Origin of the sequence: Arthrobacter sp. SLBN-122 (assembly GCF_006715165.1) — a bacterium.
Classification (GTDB): Bacteria; Actinomycetota; Actinomycetes; order Actinomycetales; family Micrococcaceae; genus Arthrobacter.
This window is the reverse complement of record NZ_VFMS01000001.1, coordinates 1,626,743-1,646,633: the sequence shown is the minus strand read 5'-3', so window position 1 is coordinate 1,646,633 and position 19,891 is coordinate 1,626,743. Positions and strand designations below refer to the sequence as shown.

Annotated in this window: 18 protein-coding genes and 1 pseudogene; 15 read left to right on the top strand and 4 right to left on the bottom strand. The window is 66.5% G+C overall.

Annotated features, from left to right (window positions below):
• Positions 1 to 4 precede the first annotated feature (4 nt).
• Positions 5 to 544, bottom strand: coding sequence for a GNAT family N-acetyltransferase (locus FBY36_RS07725; protein WP_142118303.1), 540 nt, complete (start codon positions 542 to 544; stop codon positions 5 to 7).
• A gap of 2 nt (positions 545 to 546) precedes the next feature.
• A complete protein-coding gene (locus FBY36_RS07720) occupies positions 547 to 2,496 on the bottom strand; it encodes an FAD/NAD(P)-binding protein (protein ID WP_142118301.1) in 1,950 nt (649 codons plus the stop codon).
• 298 nt (positions 2,497 to 2,794) lie between these two features.
• On the opposite strand from FBY36_RS07720, the gene FBY36_RS07715 reads away from it, so the two are divergent.
• The 7 genes from FBY36_RS07715 (at position 2,795) to FBY36_RS07685 (ending at position 9,592) form a co-directional block, all read left to right on the top strand.
• Positions 2,795 to 3,805, top strand: a complete 1,011-nt coding sequence (locus FBY36_RS07715) for an amino acid ABC transporter permease (RefSeq protein WP_442858259.1) — start codon at positions 2,795 to 2,797, stop codon at positions 3,803 to 3,805.
• The gene (locus FBY36_RS07710; RefSeq protein ID WP_142118299.1) at positions 3,805 to 4,614 is read left to right on the top strand and encodes an amino acid ABC transporter ATP-binding protein; all 810 of its coding nucleotides are present in this window, start codon (positions 3,805 to 3,807) and stop codon (positions 4,612 to 4,614) included. The genes FBY36_RS07715 and FBY36_RS07710 overlap by 1 nt, the downstream gene beginning before the upstream one ends.
• A 12-nt stretch (positions 4,615 to 4,626) precedes the next feature.
• Positions 4,627 to 5,673, top strand: a complete 1,047-nt coding sequence (locus tag FBY36_RS07705; protein ID WP_142118296.1) for a transporter substrate-binding domain-containing protein — start codon at positions 4,627 to 4,629, stop codon at positions 5,671 to 5,673.
• Positions 5,670 to 6,506, top strand: coding sequence for a DUF1684 domain-containing protein (locus tag FBY36_RS07700; protein ID WP_142118294.1), 837 nt, complete (start codon positions 5,670 to 5,672; stop codon positions 6,504 to 6,506). The genes FBY36_RS07705 and FBY36_RS07700 overlap by 4 nt, the downstream gene beginning before the upstream one ends.
• Positions 6,503 to 7,579 carry an LLM class flavin-dependent oxidoreductase gene (locus FBY36_RS07695; RefSeq protein ID WP_142118292.1) on the top strand — a complete coding sequence of 359 codons (1,077 nt, stop codon included), beginning with the start codon at positions 6,503 to 6,505 and terminating at the stop codon, positions 7,577 to 7,579. Before FBY36_RS07700 ends, FBY36_RS07695 begins: the two co-directional genes overlap by 4 nt.
• A gap of 9 nt (positions 7,580 to 7,588) precedes the next feature.
• On the top strand, positions 7,589 to 8,962 hold the full coding sequence (locus tag FBY36_RS07690) for an NtaA/DmoA family FMN-dependent monooxygenase (RefSeq protein ID WP_142118290.1): 1,374 nt from the start codon (positions 7,589 to 7,591) through the stop codon (positions 8,960 to 8,962).
• A gap of 189 nt (positions 8,963 to 9,151) precedes the next feature.
• A complete protein-coding gene (locus FBY36_RS07685) occupies positions 9,152 to 9,592 on the top strand; it encodes a hypothetical protein (RefSeq protein ID WP_142122542.1) in 441 nt (146 codons plus the stop codon).
• Here FBY36_RS07685 and FBY36_RS07680 read toward each other — a convergent pair.
• A complete protein-coding gene (locus tag FBY36_RS07680) occupies positions 9,578 to 10,612 on the bottom strand; it encodes a LacI family DNA-binding transcriptional regulator (RefSeq protein WP_142118288.1) in 1,035 nt (344 codons plus the stop codon). The genes FBY36_RS07685 and FBY36_RS07680 overlap by 15 nt on opposite strands.
• Before the next feature lie 235 nt (positions 10,613 to 10,847).
• Here FBY36_RS07680 and FBY36_RS07675 point away from each other — a divergent pair, with 235 nt between their 5' ends.
• The 7 genes and pseudogenes from FBY36_RS07675 to FBY36_RS07645 all read left to right on the top strand — a co-directional run.
• Positions 10,848 to 12,200 (top strand): NAD(P)H-dependent oxidoreductase, encoded by a 1,353-nt coding sequence (locus FBY36_RS07675; RefSeq protein ID WP_142118286.1) that lies wholly within the window; start codon positions 10,848 to 10,850, stop codon positions 12,198 to 12,200.
• 95 nt (positions 12,201 to 12,295) lie between these two features.
• Complete coding sequence (locus FBY36_RS07670) at positions 12,296 to 13,330, top strand: DctP family TRAP transporter solute-binding subunit (RefSeq protein WP_142118284.1); 1,035 nt, start codon at positions 12,296 to 12,298, stop codon at positions 13,328 to 13,330.
• Positions 13,331 to 13,406: 76 nt separating this feature from the next.
• Positions 13,407 to 15,347: a TRAP transporter large permease gene (locus FBY36_RS07665; RefSeq protein WP_235008755.1), complete on the top strand. Its 1,941-nt coding sequence runs from the start codon at positions 13,407 to 13,409 to the stop codon at positions 15,345 to 15,347.
• 3 nt (positions 15,348 to 15,350) lie between these two features.
• A complete protein-coding gene (locus FBY36_RS07660) occupies positions 15,351 to 16,274 on the top strand; it encodes an NAD(P)-dependent oxidoreductase (RefSeq protein ID WP_142118283.1) in 924 nt (307 codons plus the stop codon).
• The gene (locus FBY36_RS07655; protein ID WP_142118281.1) at positions 16,271 to 16,582 is read left to right on the top strand and encodes a putative quinol monooxygenase; all 312 of its coding nucleotides are present in this window, start codon (positions 16,271 to 16,273) and stop codon (positions 16,580 to 16,582) included. The genes FBY36_RS07660 and FBY36_RS07655 overlap by 4 nt, the downstream gene beginning before the upstream one ends.
• Complete coding sequence (locus FBY36_RS07650; RefSeq protein ID WP_142118279.1) at positions 16,582 to 17,088, top strand: gluconokinase; 507 nt, start codon at positions 16,582 to 16,584, stop codon at positions 17,086 to 17,088. The genes FBY36_RS07655 and FBY36_RS07650 overlap by 1 nt, the downstream gene beginning before the upstream one ends.
• 34 nt (positions 17,089 to 17,122) lie before the next feature.
• Positions 17,123 to 17,593: pseudogene (locus FBY36_RS07645) on the top strand (nucleoside deaminase); the annotation flags it as partial.
• Between the two features lie 95 nt (positions 17,594 to 17,688).
• Here FBY36_RS07645 and FBY36_RS07640 read toward each other — a convergent pair.
• A complete protein-coding gene (locus tag FBY36_RS07640) occupies positions 17,689 to 18,666 on the bottom strand; it encodes an alpha/beta fold hydrolase (protein WP_142118277.1) in 978 nt (325 codons plus the stop codon).
• A gap of 174 nt (positions 18,667 to 18,840) precedes the next feature.
• Here FBY36_RS07640 and FBY36_RS07635 point away from each other — a divergent pair, with 174 nt between their 5' ends.
• The gene (locus FBY36_RS07635; protein WP_142118275.1) at positions 18,841 to 19,881 is read left to right on the top strand and encodes an LLM class flavin-dependent oxidoreductase; all 1,041 of its coding nucleotides are present in this window, start codon (positions 18,841 to 18,843) and stop codon (positions 19,879 to 19,881) included.
• Positions 19,882 to 19,891: the final 10 nt, after the last annotated feature.

Here is a 19,891-nt window from a genome sequence, read left to right as displayed (position 1 = left end):
GCGGTTAGTCCTTCGGCGCGGTGGTCAATTCCTTGGTGAACGCCAGCGGTCCAATGCTTTCCGGGTCGGCGTCGAGGTCGAACTGCGCCTGGTAGCCGGTGCTGAGGTAAAGGTGCTTGGCTTCGGGCTGCCGCGGGCCGGTGGTGAGGTACAGCCTGGTGTAGCCTCGCGCGGCAGCCAGGGCTTCCAGCTCGGCCAGCACCAGCCGGGCCAAACCACGACGACGGTGGGCCGAGTGCGTCCAGATCCGCTTCAGTTCCGCGGTGGTTTCGTCATACCGGCGGAACGCGCCGCCCGCGATCGACTCGCCATCCTCCTGGATGATCAGCAGGGCGCCGTGCGGTTCCTCGAATTCCGCCGCCGGGTAGCGGTTCAGTTCCTCCGCGGCAGCGGAGCGTCCGAACAGGTCCCCGTAGCGGGTGTCGTATTCGACGGCGAGTTCGTCCAGGAGCGGCCGGACCCGCGCATCGTGCATGGGCAGGCTGAGGACCGCCAGGCTGGCAGGGTCAAGAGGCCTGGGACGAAGGTGGGGTTCTGCTGTCATGTTCAGTTCTTTCCGGCGGCGGCTGGTTCTGGAGTAATTGTTGCCCGGGCAGGCGGGTCCTGGGCAGCCAGGTCCCGGGCAACGCCGAGGATGGTGCGGGCCACGGCGTCGTTTTCGCGGAACGGCGCCGCGTTGGTGTTGGGCCGGGCAAAGGCGCCCGCGCCCCAACCGGATGTTCCCGGACCGATGCCAAAGAGGGTGCGCCGCGGTTTCCCGTCGGCTCCCACCAGCTGGTGCTGCGGGGAGACCAGGAGTTTCCCGGTTGAGTGGATGCCGTCCGAGGTCAGCAGCTGCTGCTCGCTGCCCAGGCCGCTCCCGTGCAGCGAGGCGAGCACGGGGTTGAGCGAGCGGGCCACCGAGGTGGACGGCAGCCTGGCCTCGATCAGGGCCTTGGCCGTGACCGTTACCCCCGACTGCGCGGACGAAGCAGCAAACAACCCGGTGGCTTCGTCGGCGGAAACCTGCAGGCCCGGACCCAGGAACTGCAGCACGCCCGCCCGGTGCAACGCCAGCATCTGGCGGAGCCGGTGCGGCGGTGGCCCCGAGTCCACGAAGCTGAAGAAGCCGTGCCACCAGCCGTGGATAACCTGCTGCGACTGTGCATTCAGCCGCTCGGGCGGGACCACGCGCCCCACCTCCATATAGACGTGCAGCAGGGCCAGGAAGAGGGCAAGGGCCTCGGGGTGGTCGGGGCCGTCCCGCAGCGCCAGGTCGGTTTCGATGTACTGGGCCACGGCTTCCTGCACGTCCTGGTGGCCCGCGAAGATAAGGCCCTTGAAGGGACGATCCAGCCGCTCCAGGTCCAGGTGCAGGGCGGAATCAGGAACGGCGGCCGCAACCAGGTCCGCGCGACCCGGGCTGTACCAGTCCAGCCCGGCATACGCAGCGGCAAACTCCCCCCACGCCATGGTGGCGCGTTCGGGGCTTCCGGTCAGCAGCTCGCGGTAGTAGTAGTGGCCGGCTTCCTTGGCGATCAGGGGCCACAGGTGCTCACGGAAGTCCAGCTCGCCGTGCTGCCGAAGCAAGGACTCTACAGCTGCGGCAGTGAAGAACTGCAGCGGCCCGGGAGCCTGCCCGCGCAGCACCGCGGAGATCTTGGAGTGGTAGGGCACGCCGCGCCGCGACCCCGCCCACAGCACCGGTTCCCGTCCGGACGGAAGGTAGCGCAGCCCGCCGTCGTCCGTTTCCTGGAACCTGCCGCCGCGCCCTTCCATGAGGAGGACCAGCAGGTCCACGAACGCCAGGCCCATCCCGGCCACGACCACATCCTGCCCGGGGGCAATGCGGGAGTAGTCGACGTCGGTGGTGTAGCTGGGTGCCGCGTGATACCCGCCGTGCCGGGCGGCGAAGTCCGTAAAGCCGGCGGAGACGGCGTCCGGGCGGGAGTCGGTGTGGCCCAGGGCGGTCACCACGATGTCCGCGCGCAGGGTCCGGCCGTTGGCCAGTTCCACCGCATGGCCGCCGGCTGCCAGCTCGGTAATGCCGACGGCGGTGGTCCCGTGGACTGTGACGCTGCGGCCCAGGGACCTGGCGGCGCGGCGGAAGAACCACTCGAGGTACTGGCTCTGCAGCTGCCGGGTGGGAAACGTGGTGGCGGTCAGGGCCCGCAGCTGGTCCCACAGCGGCTGGGGGAAGTCAGGAACGTCGGTGATGGAGGCGTCCAGCACGCCGGCGGCCCACTCGGCCAGCCCCGGTCCCGGCACGGCCAGCCCCTCACAATCAACGGACGCGTCGGTGAACATGGTGATGTCCGCGGCCATCGAGTTCAGGAGGAGCCCGGGGTCCTGGTCGTACCGCCAGATGCGGCCCGAACCCGGGATGTGCGGCTCCACCACATGGAGCTGCAGCGGGCCGGCGAAGACGTCCGGCCGGTTGGCGGCGATCCGCTCCAGCACGCCCGCCGTGCGCGGTCCGCCGCCGATGAAGACGATGGCCGGGATGGTGGCTGGCATGGGCTCTCCTGACGGCGGGGGCTGGGTTGAGTGCCCATGCTAGGCAGCGGTGACGACGGCGGTCGAGCGCCTGGTCACGGCCGTTAACTCCGCGTCACGACGCGTTAAGGGACGCAAAAAACCGACTCATGACGCCGTGCGAAGCCCCGTGAAGTATTGCAACCTGCCGCCTTGCTGGCCGCTTCCGGCCGGTCCTAGATTTGCAGCCAGTAACCGGGGCGAGCGGCCCCGACGCCGGGCACTCCGGCTCCAGTCCAGGAAAGAGAAGCGAGGTGGCCCCGTGAGTTCAGCAACCAGGGTGGCGCAATCAAAGCAGCCGCAAGCCGTCCAGCCGGAGCCGGAGCTGGCCGCGGCCGCGCCACCGGACGGAGCTGGCGTCCCGGAACGGGTGGCCACGGATTACTCGTCCTACCGGGTGGTGGCAGCCAGGCATCCGTGGCGCTGGGTGGGGACTGCCGTCGTCGCGCTTGGCGTCCTTGCCGTGGCGTGGTCCCTGGCCACCAACCCGCGCTGGGAGTGGGGCGTGGTGGCGCAGTGGTTCACCGCCCAGTCCGTGGTCAACGGCTTGGTGGAGACCCTGAAGTTGACGGCCATCTCGGGCGTCCTGGGGTTTGTGCTCGGCTTCATCCTGGCGCTCATGCGGCTCTCGGCGTCGCCGCTGCTGGTCTCGGTGTCCTGGACGTTCTCCTGGATTTTCCGGTCCACGCCGCTGCTGGTCCAGATGCTCCTTTGGTACAACCTTGGCTACCTGTACGAGAAAATCAGCCTGGGGATCCCGTTCACCGATGTCCGGTTCTTCGAGGTACAGACCACCACACTGATCAGCCAGTTTGCGGCAGCAGTGCTGGGACTGACCCTGAACCAGGCCGCCTACTCCGCCGAAATCATCCGCGGCGGGATCCTGTCCGTGGAACAGGGCCAGCTGGAGGCCGCCGCCGCGCTGGGCATCCCGGCCTGGCGCAGGTCCACCAGGATTGTGCTGCCACAGGCCATGCGGGCCATCCTGCCCACGGCGTTCAACGAAATCATCGGACTGGTCAAGGGCACCTCGATCGTCTACGTCCTGGCCTACTCCGAGCTGTTCTACACGGTCCAGGTCATCTACAACCGCACGCAGCAGGTCCTGCCGCTGCTGCTGGTGGCCACGCTTTGGTACATCGTGATCACGTCCGTGCTGAGCGTCTTCCAGTACTACATCGAACGGCACTACTCCAAGGGCGCGGTGCGGAACCTGCCGCTGACGCCCCTGCAGAAGGCCCGTAAATTCTTCGCCACCCACGCGGCAGTGCCCAACCGGAGGAACTTCTGATGATTGAGACCCTTACCGCCCCCACTGCCACCCGAGGCCTGGTGGAGATCACGGGCGTCCGCAAATCCTTCGGCGCCACCGAAGTCCTCAAAGGCGTCAGCCTCACCGTCGAGCCGGGCGGTGTGGCCGTGATCGTGGGCCCCTCCGGCTCCGGCAAGTCCACCCTGCTGCGCACCATCAACCACCTGGAAAAGGTGGACGGTGGCTACATCGCCGTCGACGGCCAGCTGGTGGGCTACGAAATCCGCGGCGACCGGCTGCACGAGCTGCGCGAAAAGGAAATCCTGAAACAGCGCACCGAAATCGGCATGGTGTTCCAGAACTTCAACCTGTTCCCGCACCTCACCGCGCTGGAGAACGTGGCGGAGGCGCCTGTGGTGTCGCAGGGGCGTTCCAAGGAGGAGGCCCGCCGCCGCGGCCTGGAGCTGCTGGACCGCGTGGGGCTCAAGGACCGCGCCGGCGCCTACCCGCGCCAGCTCTCCGGCGGGCAGCAGCAGCGCGTCGCGATCGCCCGCGCCCTGGCTCTTGACCCCAAGATCCTGCTGTTCGACGAGCCCACCTCCGCCCTGGACCCCGAGCTGGTCAACGAAGTGCTGGACGTCATCCGTGAACTGGCCAAATCCGGCACCACGCTGATCATCGTCACCCACGAGATGGGCTTCGCCCGCGACGTGGCGGACACCGTGGTGTTCATGGACCAGGGCCAGATCGTGGAACAGGGCACCCCCCAGGAAATCTTCAGCAACCCCCAGGAACCGCGCACCCGGAGCTTCTTCTCCAAGGTGCTCGAACCGGCCTTCAACATCTAAAGGACCCACCCCATGGCATTCTCCACCAGCGGCCTACGCCGCAGCCGCGCACTCGCGGTGCTTCCCGCCGTCGTACTTCTTGGCACCGCCACGCTGGCAGGGTGCGCCGCTCCCGGCGCTTCCGCCGCCGGGAATGCCAGCGGAGGTGCGCAGACGACGGCGGCCCGCAACGGCGTCGTGTACAACACCTCCCCGGACCAGCAGCGGATCCGGGCTGGGAAGGACCCGGCGCTCGCCGCCAAGGTCCCCGCGCTGATCGGCAAGGACGGCAAGCTGACGATTGCCACCACCGCCGGCTCCATCCCGTTGTCCTTCCACGCCACGGATGACAAGACGCCGATCGGCTCCGAGCTGGACATCGCCCAGCTGGTGGCGGACAAGCTGGGCCTGGAGCTGGACGTCCAGGTGACCTCCTGGGAGAACTGGCCGCTGAAGACGCAGTCCGGCGACTTTGAGGCCGTGTTCTCCAACGTCGGCGTGAACAAGGATCGGGTGAAGCTGTTCGACTTCGCCAGCTACCGGGCCGCGTACATGGGCTTCGAGGCAAAGAAATCGGCCACGTATGACATCAAGGGTGCGGACGACATCTCAGGCCTGAAGGTTTCCGTGGGGTCCGGGACCAACCAGGAGAAGATCCTGCTGGCCTGGAACAAGGAACTCGAGTCCAAGGGCAAGCCGCCGGCCACGCTGCAGTACTACTCGTCCGACGCCGATACCATCCTGGCGCTGTCCTCCGGCCGGACAGACCTGAACATCGCCCCCTACCCGTCCACTGTGTACCGCGAGAACACCCGGGACGACCTGAAAGTGGTGGGCAAGGTCAACGCCGGCTGGCCGTCCGAGACGCTGGTGGCAGCCACCACCCTCCGCGGCAACGGCCTGGCACCCGTCATCTCGGAGGCGCTCAACTCTGTCATCAAGGACGGCTCCTACGGAAAGGTCCTGGAACGCTGGGGCCTGTCCGAGGAAGCGCTGCCGGAATCCAAGACCATCACCCAGGAAAACTTCGCTGCCGCGCAGGCCACGGCCACTCCGGCTCCTTCAGGGAAGGCATCATGAACGCACTATTCACCGAAACCGCCCTCGAGTCCTTCGACGCCGACTGGCAGGAATGGCACGCCGCCCACGAACAGAACCGGGCCCACCCGCACGGCTTCCTGGCCGTGACGCACCTGCACTGGCTGGGCAGCGAACCCACCCGGCTGGAAGGTGCCCCCGGCACCTGGAGCGTGGAGGCCGACGTCGTCCGCGTCGTTTTGGAGGCGGGCGAAAGTCTGCGGCAGGACGGCAAGGAGCTGAACACGGAGTCCGGCGCCGCCGTTGAGCTCGGCCCTATCGAGGAGCGCGGCGGCATCCACCTGGTGTCCGGCGAAACCGTCGTTGAGCTGGCCAAGCGCGGCGGCGAGTACATTGTGCGGCCGCGTCATCCCGGGAACCCGCTGTTGCAGGCCTACCAGGGCACGCCCGCCTACTCGCCGGATGCGGCGTACGTGGTGCGCGGTACGTTCGTGCCGTTCGAGGCGCCGCGGCCCACCACGGTGGGTGCCGCCGTCGAGGGCATCCAGCACGTCTACGAGGCGCCGGGCGAGATCCGCTTCAAGCTGGCCGGCCGGGAGCTGGCGCTGACCGCGTTCAACGGCCACGCCCCCGGCTCGCTGTCCGTGCTGTTTACGGATCAGACCTCCGGCAAGACCACCTATGCGGCCAACCGTTCGCTCTCGGCGGTGCCTGCGGCGGACGGGTCGGTGCTGCTGGACTTCAACCGGGCGGTGAACCTGCCGTGCGCGTATACGGACCTTGCCACCTGCCCGCTGCCGCCGGCGGAGAACCGGCTGCCCGTGGCCATTGAGGCCGGCGAGAAGATTCCCTACGAACGTCAGGACCAGCAGTGAGCACCTCTTCCCCTACGCAAGGCTTCCTTGCCATCGAGCTCGACGGCGCCGGCCGGGAAGGCGCGGACATCGCCCGTGCCGTGCTGGCAGCCGAGTCGGCCGGCTTCCACGCCGCCACCTTCACCGATGCCCCGGTGCCCGGCCGGGCGAACGCCCTGCAGCGGGCGGCCTTCGCCGGGCCCGTCACACGCACCATTGCCCTGGTCCCGGAGGTGGACACCGTGTACACGGAGCCCTTCCACGTCTCGACCCAACTGGCCAGCCTGGACTACGTGTCCGGCGGCCGGGCCGGCTGGATCACGACGGCGGCCGAATCGCCGGAGGCTGCTGCCGCCGTCGGACGCTCCTCCGCGACCGGTGCCGCGCTGGGCCAGGAGGCCGCCGCGTCCATAGAGGTGTCCCGGCGGCTGTGGGATTCGTGGGAGGACGATGCCGTGATCCGCGATGTGGCCACCGGCCGGTACATCGACGTGGACAAGCTGCACTATGTGGATTTTGAGACGCCTGCCGGTTTTGCCGGGCCGGGCTACTCCGTCAAGGGGCCGTCCATCATCCCCCGGCCGCTGCAGGGCCAGTTGCCGGTGCTGGGTCCGGCGTCCCTGCTGGGGGAAGTTTCGGTGGATGCCGTGGATGGCGTGCTGGTGTCCGCGCCTGCCGTGGAACTGCTCGCCGCCGAGATCCGCGACGTGCGGGCCCGGGTGGGTGCGTCCGTTGCGGTGATCGCAGAGCTCGACGTCGTCCTGGACGCGCGCGGGCAGGCTGCGGCCGGGCGTTTGGCTGGCATTGATGCCGGCCGCGCCGTCTACGCCGGTTCGGCAGCCGGCCTCACCGACTTCCTGACGGACATCCTGAAGGAGGCCGACGGCGTACGGCTGCACCCGGCGTCGCTCTTTGTTGACCTGGAGGAACTGGCCCGGCTGGTCCTGCCGGAACTGCGCCGCATCGGAGTGCTCCGTCCGGTTGTCCAGGACGGAACCTTCCGCGACCTGCTGGGGCTTCCGCGCCCGGTGAGCCGCTACGCAACCGCCACTGCCGCACACGCCGCCGCTGCGCCTGCCGGCGCCGGAAAGTAAGGGAAAACCATGACTCAGCACAGCCGTGCTAAATCCGATGCCTTTGTACCATCCGGGCAGATCCAGTTCGGTGTTTTCTTCCAGGGCGTCAACTCGGGCACCATCTGGAAGGCGCCGGAATCGGGCTCGCAGACGGGCTTCGAGTCGTTCCGCCGGATTGCCCAGACGGCGGAGCGGGGGCTGTTTGCCGCGTTCTTCCTGGGCGAGGGGCTCCGCCTCCGGGAGCACCTGGGCCGCCCGCACGCGCTGGACGTGGTGGGCCGCCCGGATGCGCAGACCATGCTCGCTGCCCTGGCGTCGGTCACCACGAACATCGGCCTGGTGGCCACCCAGAACACCACCTACAACGATCCCGCTGACCTGGCGCACCGGCTCGCGTCGCTGGACCTGATCTCGGGCGGCCGCGCGGCGTGGAACATCGTGACCACGGACAACGCCTGGACCGGGGCGAACTTCCGCCGCGGCGGCTACCTGGACCACGCCGACCGGTACAAGCACGCCGAGGCCTTCGTGGAGACGGCCAAGCGGATCTGGGACTCGTGGGAGACCCCGGCCGGTCCCGCCCGCCGGGTTCTGCACGAGGGCCAGCACTACACGGTGGACGTGACGCCGCGGCTGCCGCGCAGCGCCCAGTACCGGCCGGTGCTGTTCCAGGCCGGCGACTCGCCGGAAGGCCGCAACTTCGCGGCACGTCAGGCGGACGTCATCTTCTCGGCGCACCCCAAGTTCGATGACGCCGTGGAGTTCCGCAAGGACCTGGTGGAGCGTTCGTTGGCCGCGGGCCGCGGTGCGAACGCCGTGCAGATCATGCCGGCCAGCGAGTTCATTCTTGCCCCCACCGCTGCCGAGGCGGCGGAAAAGAAGGAGTGGGTGCGGAGCCTGCAGATCGGCCCGCAGCAGGCCATCGCCTACCTTGAGCAGTTCTGGGGCCGCGAGCTGTCCGCGTACGATCCGGAGGGGCCGCTGCCTGAGATCGATCCGGTGGTGGAGGAGACGTCCGAGACCCGCGGCAGCGGCTTCCATGGTGCCAAGGCGCGGCAGCTGGCGGACCAGTGGCGGGCGGAGGCCAAGGACAAGGGGCTGTCCATCCGGCAGTTCGTCACCTCGAAGACCGCGCGGATCGATGCCACCTTCACCGGCTCCTACACCGCTGTTGCCGACCAGCTGGCCGAGTACGCCCGGGTGGGGGCCGTGGACGGGTTCAACATTTCGCCGTGGCTGATCCCCACCGGCCTGGACGACATCGTGAACCACCTGGTGCCGGAGCTGCAGGAACGCGGCGTGTACCCCACCGAATACCGCGGCAGCACGCTCCGCGAGCACCTCGGGCTGGAGACGCCCGTGCGGACTGCGGACACAACTGCCGAGGCGGTCACCGCCTGATGCACTGGTTCCTTTTTGGTGAAAGGGACGCGTTTGCTGGGAGGGACGACGACGGCGGCGAGGTGAGTGCCGTCGTCGAGCCTTCCGTGGAAGGTGCTTTGCTTGGGACCGTCAGGTTACAGCTGACGGTGTGGGAGCAGTGGGCGTAGTTCCTAGGCCGGCCCGGAGGTGCAGGACTAAACTTTAATGATGAAACTGAGCCATATTCCCCTCCGCCTGGCCACCGGAGCGTTCATTCTTAACGCCGGCTACAGCAAGCGGAACCTGGACAAGGACAGCGCCGCCCAGATGCAGGGCATGGGAGCCAAGGTGTACCCGCAACTGGCCTGGATGGAACCCGAAACGTTCGGAAAGCTGCTCAGCTACGCCGAGATGACCTTGGGTGCAACACTCCTGGCCCCGTTCGTGCCAAGCCGGCTGGCCGGGCTGGGCCTGGGCCTCTTCTCCGGATCCCTTCTCACCATGTACCGAAGAATTCCTGACATGACTCTCGAAGACGGAATCCGGCCAAGCCAGCAAGGGACCGCGCTGGCAAAGGACGTCTGGATGTTCGGAATCGCCCTCGCGCTGCTCCTGGACCGGAACCGCGCAAAGAGCCCCGCCCCGAACCGGACCTCAACGGGCGCTTGACAGGATGAGGGGCGCGCAGCTGTTGCGCGGCAGGTAGTCGGCTTTGACCTCGATGCGGCGCGCCCCGTCCGGCAGCTTCCCGTGCATCCGCCCGAGCACCAGCTCGATGGCGTGAACGGCAAGCATGTCGAGCGGCTGGCGGATGACGCTCAGCGGGGGAGTGGTCAGCTCCGTCCAGGGATTGTCGTCAAAGACGATGAGGGAAAGCTCATCGGGGATGTCAATGCCCATTTGGACCAGCCTGCGGACCGAACTTTGCACCTGTGCCGTGTTTGCCACGATGAGGGCCGTGGGCGGCTGACGCATCGCAAGCAGTGATCCTACGGCGCCGCCGCCGGCGTCCCCACGGAAAGGCACGTCACGTATCAGCGTGGGGTCTACCGGCAGGGACGCCTTCTGGTGGGCGGCCTTGTAGCCGTTCAGCCTGGCACTACCGGTGGAGGTGGTGAGCGGGCCGGTGATCAGCCCGATCCGGGTATGGCCAAGGTTGATGAGGTGCTCGGTGGAGCGTTCCGCGGAGTCGAAGTTTTCGATGCTGACAACGTCCACATCCTCGAGCTCTTCGATGGCGCGGTCAATGAAGACCACGTTGACGCCAAGGTCCCGCAGGCGCCGCCACTTTTCGATGTTGCCCCCGGTGGGCGTGGCAATGACGCCACTGACGGAGCGGTCCAGCAGAGTATCCAGGGAGTCCGCCTCCAGGTGCGGATCCTCCTGCGTAGTCATCAACACCACCTGGACACCATGGCTTCGCGCCTCCCAGACGATCCTGTCCGCCAGGCGGGCGAAAAACGGGTTGGAGAGGTCGGTGACCACCAGGCCGATGGTGAGTGCCTGCCCCGCACTGAGTTCACGGGCGGCCGCCCTGGGCCGGTAACCCAGTTCGTCGATGACCCGCAAAACCTCTTGTCTTTTCGCGGGTGCCACCGGTCCCGAATCAGGGTTCAGGACCCGTGAGACCACGGAGACGGACACTCCCGCAGCCGCTGCCACATCGCGAATAGTAGGCGCTTTGCGCACCGCTCCTCCTTGAGACCAAGACCTTTTCGTCATTACGTACGCCATTCCTTCCTGCCCGTTCGCTTCATTACGACGGGGCGGGAAGGTGATCGTTGACACAGCTTATCAGTGACTGGTACAAAAGTGGAACCGGTTCCACTCCGGACAGTTTTCCTTACAAAATGCGACAAAGAAGTTGTGCCGTCCGGCCTGCCGGAGGTGCTTTCTTTCGCCAAGCACCGTTAGAGAGATCCCCGTGAACCTTCATAAACTCCTCAGCGACCGTGAGCAGCAGTCCCGTCCCATCCGCGTCGGACTGATCGGCGCCGGCCGCTACGGGACCATGTACCTGGCCCAGGCCAACAACATTCCCGGCATCCACGTCGTCGCCATCGCGGACATCAACGTCCAGCGGGCCCAGGGGGCCTTCGAGCTGGTGGACTGGCCTGCCTCCCAGGTGGCTCCGGACATCGCGACAGCGCTGAAGGACCGCACCACGGCCATCATTGCCAACGCCGACGAACTGTTCGACGCGGACATCGACGTCATTGTTGAAGCCACCGGCAACCCGATCGTCGGCATCAAGCACGCTTTGAAGGCGATCGAAACCAAGAAGCACATCATCATGGTCACCGTCGAAGCCGATGCCCTTGCCGGCCCCGCGCTCGCCAAGCGGGCGGAGGAAGCAGGCGTGGTCTACTCCATGGCTTACGGGGACCAGCCAGCCCTCATCATGGAACTTGTCGACTGGGCCCGCACCAGCGGCTTTGACGTGGTTTGCGCAGGCAAGGGCGCGAAATACCTGGAGCACTACCACGAGATGAACCCGGACAACGTCTGGGAAAACTGGGAGTTCTCCAAGGAACTGACGGACTCCGGCCAGCTCAACCCCTACATGCACACCTCGTTCCGGGACGGAACCAAGGCGGCCATCGAGATGGCAGCGGTAGCCAACGGCGCCGGCCTGGCTCCCTCTGATTCCGGCCTGAGCTTCACGCCCGGCAATGTTGAAGAGATCGCCACCATCTGCCGCCCGGCCGCCGTCGGCGGGTCCCTCGCCCACGAAGGAAGCGTCGACGTCATGTCCAGCGTCAACCGCGACGGCAGCTGGATCCCTTACAACACCCAGGAAGGCGTCTTCGTCGTGGTCAAGGCGACCAACGACTATGTTTCCGGCTGCTTCAACGAATACCCCTGGCACCCGGACCCCACGGGCCAGTACGCCGCCCTCTACCGCCCGTACCACTACGTGGGCCTCGAACTGAACATGTCCATTGCCAATGCAGCCCTTCGCGGCATCCCCACCGGCGGGCCGGTCGGTTTCTACGGCGACGTGGTGGCCACCGCCAAGAAAGACCTCAAGGCCGGAGAATTCCTCGACGGCGAAGGCGGCTTCACCGTCTGGGGCAAGCTGGTTTCCGCCAAGCACTCGGTTGCCACCGGCGCCCTCCCCGTCGCGCTCGCCCACCACGTGGAGCTGCGTAACGATGTGCCCAAGGGGGCCATCGTTGGTTGGGACGATGTCATCATTGATGACTCCCTGTCCCAAGCACTGGAACTCCGCCGCGAAACCGAAGCGCTGATCGCCACCCCCGTCACCGTTTCTTAAACCACACCCCTGGCTCAAAGCAACACCGCTGCAACCAGCGGACCGCCCGTGTCTGCCGCGCAGCACCGCATCCTTCCAATGAAGAAAGGCATCGAATGAACCTCAAGACCCGCGCCATCACCGGAGTGCTGGCAACCAGCCTGGCAGCAGCGCTGTTGACCGGCTGTGCAGGCGGAGCCCAGCCCGCAGGCCAAAGCGGCCCCATGGCCAAGATCCAGCTCTCCATCCCGGATCCGCTGACGTCCTCCGTCGGCGTCACCGCCCAGCACTTCGCCGACCAGGTCAAGAAGACCTCCAACGGTTCCGTCCAGGTCACCGTTGTGCCCAACGGCACGAGCTTCAGCGGCGACCAGAATGCCGCGGTGACCCGTCTGCAGGGCGGATCGCTGGACGGACTGATTCTGTCCACCTCCGTCTACGCTTCGGTGGTGCCGGAAATGAACGGCATCAGCATCCCGTACCTCTTTGCGGACACGAAGGAAGAGGCAAAGTTCCTCGCCGGGGAACCCGGAAAGGTCCTGAAGGAGAAGCTGGCGGCAAAGGACACGGTGGCGCTCTCCTTCCTGACCCGGACGGGCCGGGAGATCACCAACTCCGTGCGCCCGATTGAACAGCCGTCTGACCTGAAGGGGCTGAAGATCCGCGTGCCGGGCAACACCCTGTGGACCGACTTCTTCGGCAAGCTGGGCGCAAGCCCCACCACCATGGCCTTCTCGGAAGTCTTCACCGGCCTGCAGACCGGAACCATCGACGGCCAGGAAAACCCGATTGAGGTGCCCTGGACGAACAAGTTCTCCGAGGTGCAGAAATATGTCTCCATGACCAACCACATCAACGACGCCTGGGTACTGGCCCTGTCATCGAAGAAGTGGGATTCACTGACGGATGACCAGAAGAAGGCGCTCACCACCGCTTCCGAGGAAACGGCAACCTTCAAAACAGGCTATGACGAGGAACAGTCCAAGAAGCAACTGGATGAACTGGCAGCAAAGGGCATGAAGGCCAACGAGCTGAGCGCCTCCGGGCTCGCCGAGTTCAAGGCCGCTTCCCAAAGCCTCTACCCCGAGTTCTCCAAGCTCATCGGCAAGGAATTCTTCGACCAGGCCATCGCCTTCGCCGGCAAGAAATAACACGGACGGGTGGGAGCCTCCCGCAGGGCTCCCACCCGCACTGACCCTCCACTCCCCATAAAGAATCCCGCTCTCAATGTCGACAGTCTGGAAAACCATGAAACCCACCGTTGCTCCCCAGGACTACGAGGAAGTCCTTCCCCTCGAAGCGGAGGAAATCCTCCATCACGACCACGTGCCCTCCGGCTGGAGCGGTGCTGCATGGCTCGACAAGACCCTCGAATGGATTGTGGGAGCGGCGATTCTCGCGGAGCTCGTGGTGATCCTCCTGAACATCACCGTCCGCGTCATCACCGGGGACTCAGTTCTTTGGACACAGGAGGTCTCCGAGATCGCCCTGCTGACCATTGCCTTCATCGGTGGCGCAATCGCCTATCCGAAGGGCGCCCACATGTCCGTGCAGGCGCTCATCATGCGCCTGCCCGCAACGTGGAAGCCGTACCTCGCAGCGCTTGTGGACTGGCTCGTCTTTGTCATGAGCGCCGGCGCGCTTGCGCTGTTCGTGCCCACCCTCGTCCAGCAGATCGAGGAGAAGACCCCCATCCTGCAGCTCCCCGTTTTCTGGGTCAACATGCCCTTCACGGTGGGAATGGTCCTCATCGCCTGGTTCGCCCTGGTCAAACTCCGGCGTGAGGCCTGGCGGCCCGCCCTGGTTGGTGCCGGAATAGCGGCGGCCCTGGTCGTCGTCGTCCTTGTCTCCCCGCCGCTGTTCTACTACACCTCCCCGAACGTCCTGCTCGTCGTCGTCCTCGTGGCCCTGTTTGCCCTGCTGTTCCTGGGCCTGCCCATCGCGTTTGTCCTGGCCCTGGCCTCCGGAATCTACCTGTACCTGGGTGGTATTTCCGACGTGAGCGCCATCCCCATCGGCATGGCATCCGGAGCCAAGGGATTCGTCCTGCTGGCCATCCCGTTCTTCATCCTGGCCGGCACGGTCATGAACTCCGCGGGCCTTACCCTGCCGCTGGCCAAGCTCGTCGATGCGCTGATCGGTCATCTTCGCGGCGGGCTGCTGCAGGTTGTGGTGGTCACCATGTACATCTTCTCCGGAATTTCCGGCTCCAAAGTCGCCGACGTCGCAGCCGTGGGCACCACCATGCGCGGCATGCTTGAAGAACGCAAATACCCGCGGGGCGAAGTGGTGGCCGTGCTGTCGGCGTCGGCCATCATGGGTGAAACCATCCCGCCCAGCATCGTCCTGCTCATCCTGGGTTCCATCACCACCATCTCCACCACCACCCTGTTCCTCGCAGGCTTCGTGCCGGCAGCCTTCCTCGCCCTGGTGGTCATGGCAATGGTGTTCCTGAGGGCGCGCAAGCAGGGCGGGGTGCCCAGCGCCAAGGCCACGTGGCGGGCCCGGGGCTCCGCCACCTTCTTCGCCCTGCCCACGCTTCTGCTCCCGGTGGGCATGGTGGTGGGGATCCTCAGCGGATTCGCCACCCCCACCGAGGTGTCCTCGGTCGCCGTCGCCTACGCCTTCGTGCTCGCGGCAGCCTACCGCCGCGGCAGCAGGCGCCTTCTCGGCGACACCCTGCGTGAAACAACCACGACGGCGGGCATGGTGCTGTTCATCATCGCCGCGGCATCGCCCCTGGCCCAGACCCTCGCTTTGGCGGGCGTCTCCCAGCAGATCCACGACCTGATGTCCGGACTGGGCGATTCCCCCGTCCTGTTCATGCTCTTCACCGTGGTGCTGCTGATCATCATGGGCCAGCTCCTGGAAGGCCTGCCCGCGGTGCTCATCTTCGCCCCGTTGCTCCTGCCGATCGCCACCGACTTCGGCGTCAACCCGGTGCAGTACGCCATGGTCCTCATCATCTCCATGGGCATCGGCTCCTTCGCCCCGCCGGCAGGGGTTGGCTTCTACGTCGCCTGCGCCACCGCCCGCGAAACCGTGGAAAACAGCCTCAAACACTTCTGGCCGTATCTGGTGGCGGTGTTCGTCGGTCTCCTCGTCCTCGCCGCCGTCCCCTGGTTCAGCACCTTCCTTCCCGCCCTCGCCGGCCTGATCCCCTTCTAATCCATGACAGAAACCAAACCTCCCTCACCCCTCGATCCCGGCGTCTCCGTTTCACTGCTGGGCACGGGCCCCATGGGAGCACCCATCGCCCGGAACATCATCGACGGCGGGGTGTCCCTGACCCTGTGGAACCGCACACTCCAAAAAGCCGAAGCCCTCGACGGCGGGACGGTAGCCCCACGGCCGGCCGATGCCGCAGCGGATGTTGTCCTCACCGTCCTGCCGGACCTGCCCCAGGTGGAAGCACTCCTGGAGGGCGACGACGGCCTGCTCGCGGGGTGGGCGCAGGCGGGTGTTGTTGATCCTGTCCTGGTCATCCACGGCACCGTGTCCCCCACGGCGGTTGCCGCCTTCGCAGCCGACTGCAAGTCCCGTTACGGGGTGGTGGTCATCGACGCACCGCTCAGCGGCGGGACCATCGGGGCAGAGCAGGGCCGGCTGAGCATCATGGCCGGCGGGCCCCAAAGCGTGGTCCAGTGGCTGACGCCGCTCTTCGAGCTCTACAGCTCCACAGTCATGTGGTTCGGGGAAGCAGGGTCCGGCGCCATCGTGAAGGCCTGCAACCAGATCGTGGTGGCGGCGACAGTTACCGCCCTGTCCGAGTCGATGGCACTGGCAAAGGCCTCGGGCCTGGACCTGGACAAGGTCCAGGCAATCCTCAAGGGCGGGCTGGCCAACTCCGAAGTCCTCCAACAGAAAGGCGGCCGCTGGATCACCGGGGACTTTCACGGCGGCGGTTCGGCCAAAAACCAGCTCAAAGACCTGCGGTTTGTCGCAGACGCGGCGGCAGATGCCGGAGTCGCCCTGCCCGTTGCCAATACGCTGAAAACAGCATTCGAAACAATGGTCACCGATGGCCTCGGGGACCTGGACCACACCGGCATCTACTTGAGCATCACCAGCAATCGAGCGAAGGAACCATCATGACCATCGTCGTCACAGCAGTCTTCACACCCAACGACGGCGCCCGCGACCAGGTTGTCGCGGCCCTCGAGCCCGCCATCGCCGAGGTCCACGAAGAACCGGGTTGCATCCTGTACGCCATCCATGACGCGCCGAACGGCCAGATCGTCATGATCGAGAAATGGGAGAGTGCCGAGCTGCTCGACGCGCACGGCGCGGGCGACGCCGTCAAGCGGCTGAACGCCTCACTCGAAGGACTCCTGGCCGAACCCGTCGAGGTCACCCGCTTGGTCCCCATTCCCGCCGGCACCGCACACCAGGGCGCCCTGTAATGCCCCAAAGCATCGTGGTGATGGGTGTCTCCGGCGCAGGGAAGTCCTCCGTCGGCCAGGCGCTCGCCACCCAGCTCGGCGCCGATTTCATCGATGGCGATGCCCTGCACCCCGAAGCCAACGTCCAGAAGATGGCCTCAGGCGTTCCCCTGACCGATGAGGACCGGTGGCCGTGGCTTCACCTCGTTGGTACCCAGCTGTCCAGCAGCACCGACAACGCAACCATCGTCGCCTGCTCGGCCCTCAAGCGCAGCTACCGGGATGCCATCCGGACCGCTGCGCCGGCCACCACGTTCATCCTGCTGCAGGCAGACAGGCCCGCACTGCAGGACCGCCTCACGCAACGCCCCGGGCACTTCATGCCGGCTTCCCTGCTCACGTCCCAGCTGGAGACCCTGGAGGAGCTGCAGGACGACGAATCCGGCCTGATGATTGAGTCAACGGGCGGGATCGACACAACGGTGGAACGGATCCGGAGACTGCTGGAGCGAGCAGTATCGGTCTGAATTGCGCGTGACGGCCGCATGCGAGAATGGCCGCATGATTGACGAACCCCAAGCGTCCGCCGCTACGCCAGCAGCCTCCGACCCTGCCTTCGAAGCCGCGTACCAGGCTGCCCAGAAGAGCCTTGCAGAGGGTGGCATCCCGATTGGGGCAGCACTGGCCCGTGACGGTGTGGTCATCGCGAGCGGACACAACGAACGCGTCCAGAACGGCGACCCGATAGCGCACGGGGAAATGTCCGCACTCCGCGCGGCCGGCCGGCAGAAGAGCTACCGGGACACCACGCTCTACACCACGCTGGCCCCGTGTGCCATGTGCACGGGAACCATCATCCAGTTCAAGATCCCCCGGGTGGTGGTGGGGGAGGCGCGCACGTTCGACGGCGAGTTCGACCTGTTGCGCTCACGCGGTGTTGAGGTGGTGGTCCTGGATGATCCGCGGTGCGTGGAGATGATGCGTGCGTTCCAGGAAGACAACCCGGACTTGTGGGCGGAGGACATCGCCGAGGACGCCGCCGGCCGGCCACGCAGGAAGGGCCGACGACGGCGGCGGGGCCGGTGCCGTCGTCGACCCTTCCGCTGGGCTGCTTTCCTCCGGGACCGTCAGGCTGTGGCTGGTGGTGTGGGGGAGTCCTGCCGCTGGTGCGCGACCCGCTGGATGAACTCGACCGTCTCGCGCTCCGTCTCGGCGCGGGTGGTGGGTTCGTTGTGTACCTCGTGCCGGACGCCGGGGAAGACGCGGGTGCGGACGTCCGCGTGGCCCGAATCCGCCAGGCGGTTGGCCACGTGATACGCGCCCTCGCCGTAGTTGGTCACGGGGTCCTGGTCGCCGGCGAGGATCAGGACGGGGAGTTCTGCGGGGAGCTGTTTGTACCAGTCGTCGGAGGTGACCTGGTCGTAGAGGTCCACGAAGCCCTGGAGGAACCGCGCGCTCAGGGGTGCGCCGAAGTTGTTGAAGGCGTCCCTGCCGTGGTCGGCGACCACGTCTGCGTCCAGCGCCACCCAGGCGGTGGGGCCGGCGCCCTCGCCGAAGCGGCCCAGGAAGCCGTCGAACAACTGGGCCACCAGCTCCTGGGGTGCGGGCTCCGCAGCGCGCTCGCCGGAGGCAAGCCGCGCCAGTTCCGGCCGGTCGACCATTTTCTCGATGCCGCGCATCTGGGCGGCGATTCCGCAGAGGATCAGGCCGGACAGCTGCGTCCGCGGGTCCACGGCCATGCCGCGCGCAATCATCGATCCCCAGCTGTGGCCGAACACCACGTAGGGAAGCGAGGGGAGCGCCTCCCTGGCCTTGGCCTGGAGGGTGACCTCGTCGGCAACCACCACGCCGGCGGCATCCTCTCCGGCGTCGCCCCAGGTGCCCTGCTGCATCGCCGTGCGACCGTGGCCGGAGTGGTCGCCCGCCACCACGATGAATCCCGCGTCCACCAGGGTGGAGATGAGGTGGAGGTAGCGGCGGGAGTGCTCGCCGAGCCCGTGGATCAGCTGCACGATTGCCTTGGGCTGGCCGATCGGCTCGTAGACCCACGCCTGGATGGTGTCCCGGCCGTTGGCGGACGTGAACTCGATTTCCTGCAGTGACATAGTTTCCTCCCGTGCCGGCGCCGTCGCTGGCTCGTGGCGAGCCTAACGCCTTGGTGGACGGCGCCGTCAAGGTTGTCTTTGCATGCGGCGCTGGGCCGCGGGAAATGTTGGTTCATGCGGTGGCCCGGTGCCTAGGCTGAGGATCAGCCACGTCCCTGATTCCTGGAGGAAGCCATGCCGCAGCCCGACCGTCCTTTGCGCAAGCTTGGGTTTCTCACGATTGGGCTGTTCGATCCTCTTGACCCAGCTGCCGGCCATGAGTCGACGCTGCAGATCATTGAACTGGGGGAGCGGCTGGGGTTCGACAGCGCCTGGCTGCGCCACCGGCACCTGCAGTTCGGGATCTCTTCCCCTGTGGCGGTGATGGCTGCCGCGAGTCAGCGCACCTCCCGCATTGAGCTGGGCACTGCTGTGACTCCGCTGGGTTGGGAGAACCCGTTGCGCCTGGCCGAGGACCTGGCCACGGTGGATTTGCTCGCCGGAGGCCGCATCAATCCCGGAGTGAGCGTGGGTGAGCCGATGCAGTACGACACGGTGAAGCATGAGTTGTACCCGGATACCGCGGACGTGGAGGACTTCAGCTACGCCCGGGTGGAGCGGTTTGCGCGGTTGGTGGCCGGGGAGCCGGTGCGTGAATTCTCCGGCAAGCAAGGAGTGGTGGAGGAGTTCTCCAACGGCGTGGAGCCGCACTCGCCCGGCCTGCGGGAGCGGCTTTGGTACGGGGCCGGCAGTACGAAGTCAGCGGTATGGGCCGGGGCCAACGGGTTCAACCTGCTCTCCAGCAGCGTGATCTTCCCGGACAAGGACCAGGAACCGGACTTCGCTCTTGTCCAGCAGTCGCAGATCCGGGCGTTCCGCGAAGCGGCTGCTGCCTCCGGGCATGCTGCGGCCCGGGTGTCGCAGGGCTTGGTGGTGATCCCTACCGACTCCGCGACGCCGACCCAGCGGGAGAAGTACCAGCGGTATGTGGATGAACGCACTCCCCGCACCGCTTCTCAGCAGGGGCCGCGGGGCATGCTGTTCGCAGCTGATCTGATTGGGACGAGCGAGAAGATCGCCGAGCAGCTCTATGCGCGCGCGGGATTCCAAGAAGTCGATGAGGTGGCGTTCGCGCTGCCCTTTAGCTTCGACCACGAGGACTACGTCCAGATCCTGACGGACATGGCGGGGAAGCTGGGGCCGGCTTTGGGATGGGTTCCCGGAGACAGCAAGTAACACTTCCGCC